6 protein-coding genes are annotated in these 6097 nt (G+C 64.6%); 3 read left to right on the plus strand and 3 right to left on the minus strand.

Annotated elements, in window-relative coordinates:
• The 3 genes from ACESMD_RS00545 to ACESMD_RS00555 all read left to right on the plus strand — a co-directional run.
• The coding region (locus ACESMD_RS00545; protein WP_372609350.1) for an NAD(P)/FAD-dependent oxidoreductase at window positions 1–1162 on the plus strand (1162 nt) is incomplete at its 5' end.
• A 56-nt stretch (window positions 1163–1218) separates the two neighbouring features.
• The gene (locus ACESMD_RS00550; RefSeq protein WP_372609351.1) at window positions 1219–1920 is read left to right on the plus strand and encodes a CoA transferase subunit A; all 702 of its coding nucleotides are present in this window, start codon (window positions 1219–1221) and stop codon (window positions 1918–1920) included.
• An 88-nt stretch (window positions 1921–2008) separates the two neighbouring features.
• Complete coding sequence (locus ACESMD_RS00555; protein WP_372609352.1) at window positions 2009–2671, plus strand: CoA transferase subunit B; 663 nt, start codon at window positions 2009–2011, stop codon at window positions 2669–2671.
• Window positions 2672–2698: 27 nt separating this feature from the next.
• Here the strand turns inward: ACESMD_RS00555 and ACESMD_RS00560 are convergent, their stop codons facing one another.
• The 3 genes from ACESMD_RS00560 to ACESMD_RS00570 form a co-directional block, all read right to left on the minus strand.
• Window positions 2699–3961 (minus strand): M20/M25/M40 family metallo-hydrolase, encoded by a 1263-nt coding sequence (locus tag ACESMD_RS00560; protein WP_372609353.1) that lies wholly within the window; start codon window positions 3959–3961, stop codon window positions 2699–2701.
• Window positions 3962–4148: 187 nt separating this feature from the next.
• Window positions 4149–5243, minus strand: a complete 1095-nt coding sequence (ftsZ, locus tag ACESMD_RS00565) for a cell division protein FtsZ (protein WP_372609354.1) — start codon at window positions 5241–5243, stop codon at window positions 4149–4151.
• A 146-nt stretch (window positions 5244–5389) separates the two neighbouring features.
• On the minus strand, window positions 5390–6097 hold a 708-nt coding region (locus ACESMD_RS00570), incomplete at its 5' end, for a sulfite exporter TauE/SafE family protein (protein ID WP_372609355.1).

The following is a 6097-nucleotide window of genomic DNA, read 5'->3' on the forward strand; positions in this document are numbered from 1 at the left end:
AGGCCTTGACTGCCGGGAGAGTCCGGCGAGATTCGACCCGCAAGGTCGTGACACTACCGAGGAGCGTTTCATGAGCATGGCAAGGATCGTGGTGGTCGGCGGCGGTGCAGGCGGGCTGGAACTGGTCAGTCGTCTGGGCCGGAAGCTGGGGCGGCGCGGCAAGGCAGAGATCGTGCTGGTCGATCGCAATTCCACGCACATCTGGAAACCCCTCTTGCATGAGGTCGCGACGGGTGCCCTCGATTCCGGCCTCGATGAGGTGTCCTACCAGGGCCATGCGGGCATCAACGGCTACCAGTTCCAGCGTGGGACACTTTCCGGGCTGGATCGCGAAAAGCGCCAGCTTAGCCTGGCCCCCGTCCTCGATGAGAGCGGCGCGGAAGTCCTGCCCTCGCGTACCCTGGACTATGACGTTCTGGTGCTGTCATTGGGCAGTGTCAGCAATGACTTCGGGACGCCGGGGGTGGCCGAGTATTGTCACTTCCTCGACAGTCCCGGGCAGGCGGAGGCCTTCCGGCATGACATGCTCAACACCTTCCTGCGTTACAGTGATCCCGAGCAGCAAGCTCTCTCCCGTTTGACGGTCGGAATCGTCGGTGCCGGTGCCACCGGCGTCGAGGAATGCGTGATCGTCACCCAGGACGGGACGCGCATCGAAACCGACCTCTGTGTCTGGGCCGCCGGCATCAAGGCGCCGGAATTCCTCTCGACCCTGGGTCTGTCCACCGAGCCGAATCATCGCATCAAGGTATTCTCTACCCTGCAGAGCCTCGATGACCCGCATATCTTCGTCTTCGGTGACTGTGCCAGCTGTCCCCAGGAGGACGGCTCCACGGTGCCGCCCCGGGCCCAGGCTGCCCATCAGCAGGCCCTGCTTCTCTACCGCAACCTGCGTGCCCGGCTTGACGGCAAGCCCCTGAAGCCCTTCGTCTACCGGGATCGCGGTTCGCTGATCTCGCTTGCCCATTTCGACGCCGTCGGCAGCCTCATGCGCGGGGCTTCGGCGCGCAGCCTCTTCCTCGAGGGCCACCTGGCGAAGTTCTTCTATGCTTCGCTGTATCGCATGCACCAACGGGCCATTCACGGCACGGTCAAGACGGTCCTGATGGTGATAGTCGACGGGCTCAATTTCTTCCTCAAGCCACGCATGAAACTGCACTGAATCAACACAACCCTTTCCACCCTGGAACCCACTCAACTCAACATGAGGCGCCCCCTATGGCCGGATTCGACAAGCGCGTTTATTCCTACGCCGACGCACTGGACGGTATCGACAGCGGCATGACCGTGATCGCCGGCGGCTTCGGGCTCTGCGGCATCCCCGAGAACCTGATCGCCGAGATCAAGCGCCGCGGGGTCAAGGACCTGACGGTGTATTCCAACAACTGCGGCGTCGACGGCTTCGGCCTCGGCCTGCTGCTGGAGGACAAGCAGATCCGTCGCTTCTATGCCTCCTATGTCGGCGAAAACGCCCTCTTCGAGCAGCAGATGCTCAACGAGGAGATCGAGGTCATCCTTACCCCCCAGGGCACCCTGGCCGAGAAGATGCGCGCCGGCGGCGCCGGCATCCCCGCCTTCTATACCGCCACCGGCTACGGCACGCCCATCGGCGAGGGCAAGGAGGTCCGCGAGTTCAACGGCCGCCCCTACATTCTCGAGGAATCCGTGGTCGGCGACTTCGCCATCATCAAGGGCTGGAAGGCCGACCGCTACGGCAACGTCGTCTACCGCGACACCGCCCAGAACTTCAACCCCATGGCGGCCACCGCCGGGAAGATCACCGTAGTCGAGGTCGAGGAGATCGTCGAGCCCGGCGAGCTCAAGCCCGACCAGATCCACACCCCCGGCATCTACGTCGACCGCCTGATCCAGGGCACCTTCGAGAAGCGCATCGAGAAGCGCACCGTGCACCAGGGCTGACAGCAGCGGTCACACAGCCGACAGTCACCACCGCGAGGGCGGTCATCGCCCCCTCGGCGCGTTCTTACCGATCACAAGAGGCAACACCATGGCACTCACCCGTGAACAGATGGCAATGCGCGTGGCGCGCGAACTCGAGGACGGCTTCTACGTCAACCTGGGGATCGGCATCCCCACCCTGGTCGCCAATTACATCCCCGACGGCATCGACGTCATGCTGCAGTCCGAGAACGGCCTGCTGGGCATGGGGCGCTTTCCCACCGAGGAGGAGCTCGACCCCGACATGATCAATGCCGGCAAGCAGACCGTCACCGCCCGGCCCGGCGCGGCGATCTTCAGCTCCGCGGAATCCTTCGCCATGATCCGCGGCGGCCACGTCGACCTGACGGTGCTCGGTGCCTTCGAGGTCGACCAGAACGGCAACATCGCCTCCTGGATGGTCCCCGGCAAGCTGATCAAGGGCATGGGCGGCGCCATGGACCTGGTGGCCGGTGCCGAGAACATCATCTGCACCATGACCCACGCCTCCAAGCACGGCGAATCCAAGCTGCTCGAGAGCTGCAACCTGCCGCTGACCGGCGCGGGCTGCATCAATCGGGTGCTGACCGACCTCGCCTACCTGGAGATAAAGGACGGCGCCTTCCACCTCAAGGAGCGTGCTCCGGGCGTCTCTGTGGAGGAGATCAAGGCACTCACTGCGGGCAAGCTGGTGGTGCCCGACCATGTCCCGGAGATGACCTTCGAGGCCTGAGTCCCCGGGAGTGGCATTACTTGCGGCTTAGGCTGTTGTCTTGTCCTCTTCCCCGTCGGGCTTGGCCGAGCCCTGGTGTGCCAGGCGTCCGGCCTGGTCCAGGCGGGGGTGATGGTCCAGGAATTCCCGATGGGGATCGGGTAGGGCATCCAGGGCCTGGAGGGTGTGGGTCAGGGCATGGATGGCCGCCACGACATCGCGGGTATTGCCGGTTTCTGAAATGGTGTGCATGTTGCGGATCGGGAAGCCGATGGAGGTGGCGGCACAGTCCACTGAGGCCAGCACGCCGGCCATGCCGTCGGTACCGGTATCCACTCCGACCATGTCACGCTGCATGGGAATGGTGTGCTCCTTGGCCGTACTCTCGATGATGCGGTTGAGCTGCTCGCTGGCGATAGAACCCACCGCCATGGTGAAACCCTTGCCCATCTCCAGCGGCTGCATGCGCTTGTCACCGATCCCGGGCGCCGCGACATAGTCGTGGTTGACGTCCACGCCGATCAGGGCATCTGGCTTGAGCTCGCCGGCCATCACACGGCTGCCGAAACGACCGATTTCCTCATAGGTGGCGATGGCGAAGAGCACGCGCACCTTCTGCGTACCGCCGGCCTCGGCGATCAGGCGTGCCACCTCGGCGGTGACGAAGCAGCCCAGCCCGTTGTCCAGGTAGGCACCCATGAAGGTATCGGGGCTGAAACCCTGGCGGATGGGTCGGTCGAGGATGATGGAATCCCCTGGGCGCACACCCAGGTTGAGAACCTGCTGCTTCTTGTTCTCGCCGTGGATCTGCAGGTCCAGGTAGATCTGCTCCTTCTTGATGCCCTTGTCACCGGCACGAACCGCCGTATCGGAGAAATGGATGGCACCCAGTGCCTCCACGGTGCCGCCCTCGATCACCCGGTAGCTGCCCGGCTTCTCGGGATCCTCGCTGAACAGCTTGACCTCGTGGCCGATCAGGACGGTGGGCAGAAAGGAGTCGGTGTTGATCCAGATCTTGCCATCGTCCCCGATGCTGCGGACCTGCATGCGGATCTTGTCCGCATGGCCGATGATCATCACCTTGAAGAGGTCGTCGCGGTCCGGGTGGGTATCCAGTACCACTCCGGCCGTACCCTTGAACTGGTGTAGATGCCATCCATCCGGGGCGAAGGTCTCGAAGTAGGGCTTGAGCACGCCATAGGTCATCGCGGCTTCCAGTCCCACCGGGCTGGGGGCGGCCAGGATGTCGCGCATCAGCTTGAACTGTGGCGCCGGCATGGATTGGGTCCAGGGAAGATTCTGTTCGCTCATGTTGCTCTCTCGAAGGGTCAAGGTTCATAAAACAGGCATTCTGACAGATCTTGCCTCCTGGAATCAGAGAATACCTTCAGCTTCTGCGGTTTTTCGTGGTCTGGGGTGTTTTCCTTTAAGCTATTGATATAGCGCCAAATAGATATAGTTCCAAATACCTCTTCACCCAGGCGCGCGGCCGAGCCGTCTAACGCTTCAGATCGTTCAGGAAGCGGTTGATATCCAGGAGTTCGTTCTCCCTCCTGGGCCCCGGCACCGGCCCAGCCGCCTCAGGAGTCGGTCGATCTGCGTGGTCCGTGTCACCCCGGGATTTTGCGACGGGCGATACCTCCAGCCCGGTGGCCACCAGGCAGACGTGCAATTGGTCACTCATGGCCATGTCGATGGACGTACCCACCACGATCATCGCCTCCTCGCTGGCGAAGGAGGCCACCAGCTCGCCGATTTCGCTGAATTCCTCCAGGGAGAGGTCGGGGCCGGCGGTGATGCTTACCAGCACGCCCGCGGCCCGGATCAGGTCGGTGGCTTCCAGCAGGGGGTGGTCCAGGGCTGCCATCACCGCATCCCGGCCGCGGCGCTCGCCCATGGCGCTGCCGGTACCCAGGCGGGCCCGCCCGGGATGGCGCATCACGGCTTCCACATCGGCGAAGTCGATATTGATCATGCCGGGGCGGGTGATCACCTCGGCGATGCCGGCCACCGCGTGACGGAGCACATCGTTTACTGCGGCGAAGGCGCGCATCATCGAGGCCGAGGGCCCCAGGGTGGGCAGCAGCCGGTCGTTGGGGACCACCACCAGGCAGTCCACCTGCTCGGCCAGGGCCTCGATGGCGGCATCGGCGGTGTCGCGGCGCCGGCCACCCTCGATATGGAAGGGCCGGGTCACCACCGCCACGGTCAGCAGGCCCATCTCCCGGGCGATGCCCGCGATGATCGGCGTGGCCCCGCTGCCGGTGCCGCCGCCCATGCCGGCCATCAGGAAGAGCATGTCGGCTCCTGCCAGCCGGGCACGCAGAGTTTCGCGGCTCTGCTCGGCGGCCTGGCGGCCGATCGCCGCCGCGGCCCCGGCGCCGCGCCCCCTGGTGAGCTGGCGGCCGATGGTCAGCGCGACCCCCTGAGGAAGCGCCTCCAGGGCCTGGGCGTCGGTATTCACCGCGATGAAATCGACGCCGGGCAGGTCCGTGGTATCGAGCAGGTGGCGAATGGCGTTTCCACCGCCACCGCCCACGCCCATTACCTTCAGGGTGGCGGGGTATTCTTCCGGGTGGCTGGTCAGGGTCATGGCGGCCTGCGTTCCTGGCGATCTGTGGAATGGAAGGGTAACCGTGCAGATACGGCGGCTGTCGTCGCTGGCCTACACCCTATCCTCTTATCGCGCCTTTGAGCGAGGGCCTTGCGCTGGCTTCAGCGCTTTCCACCACCATCTTCCTATACCGTGAACACCGTATAGGCCATCTGGATGGCCAGGCCCATCAGCATGACGGCGAAGATCCGCTTTAGGGTGGCGACGGGGAGGCGGTGCGCCAGGCGTGCGCCCACCGGGGCGGTCAAGATGCTCAATGGCGCCATCAGCAACAGGGCCGGCAGGTAGACGAAGCCCCAGGCGCCGTCGGGGAGTCCGGGGGTGCCCCAGCCGTTGAACAGATAACCCAGGCCGCCGGCCACCGCGATCGGCAAGCCCACGGCGGCGGAGGTGCCAATGGCGTGCTGGACCTTGACGTTGCACCAGGTGAGGAAGGGGACGGTCAGGGCGCCGCCGCCGATGGCCACCAGCGCCGAGATGCCGCCGATGCCCAGGCCGACACCGCTGACGCCCAGGGGCCCGGGAAGCCCCCTGCTGGGCTTGGGCTTGAGGTTGATCAGCATCTGCAGCGACAGGATGACCATGAAACCGGCGAAGAAGAGTGCCAGGCCACGGGTCGGCAATTGCGCGGCGATGAAGGTCGCCAGGAAGGTGCCGAGCAGGATGCCGGGAGTGATGTAGCGCACGATCATCCAGCGAACGGCACCGTGTCGGTGGTGTGACATCATGCTGGAAAGCGAGGAGGGAATGATGGCGGCCATGGAGGTGCCGAGCGCCAGGTGGGCAATGTGCTCGAAGGGCATGCCCTGAATGATGAACAGCGAGGTCAGGAC

Origin of the sequence: Halomonas sp. (assembly GCF_041689495.1) — a bacterium.
Taxonomy (GTDB): Bacteria; Pseudomonadota; Gammaproteobacteria; order Pseudomonadales; family Halomonadaceae; genus Halomonas.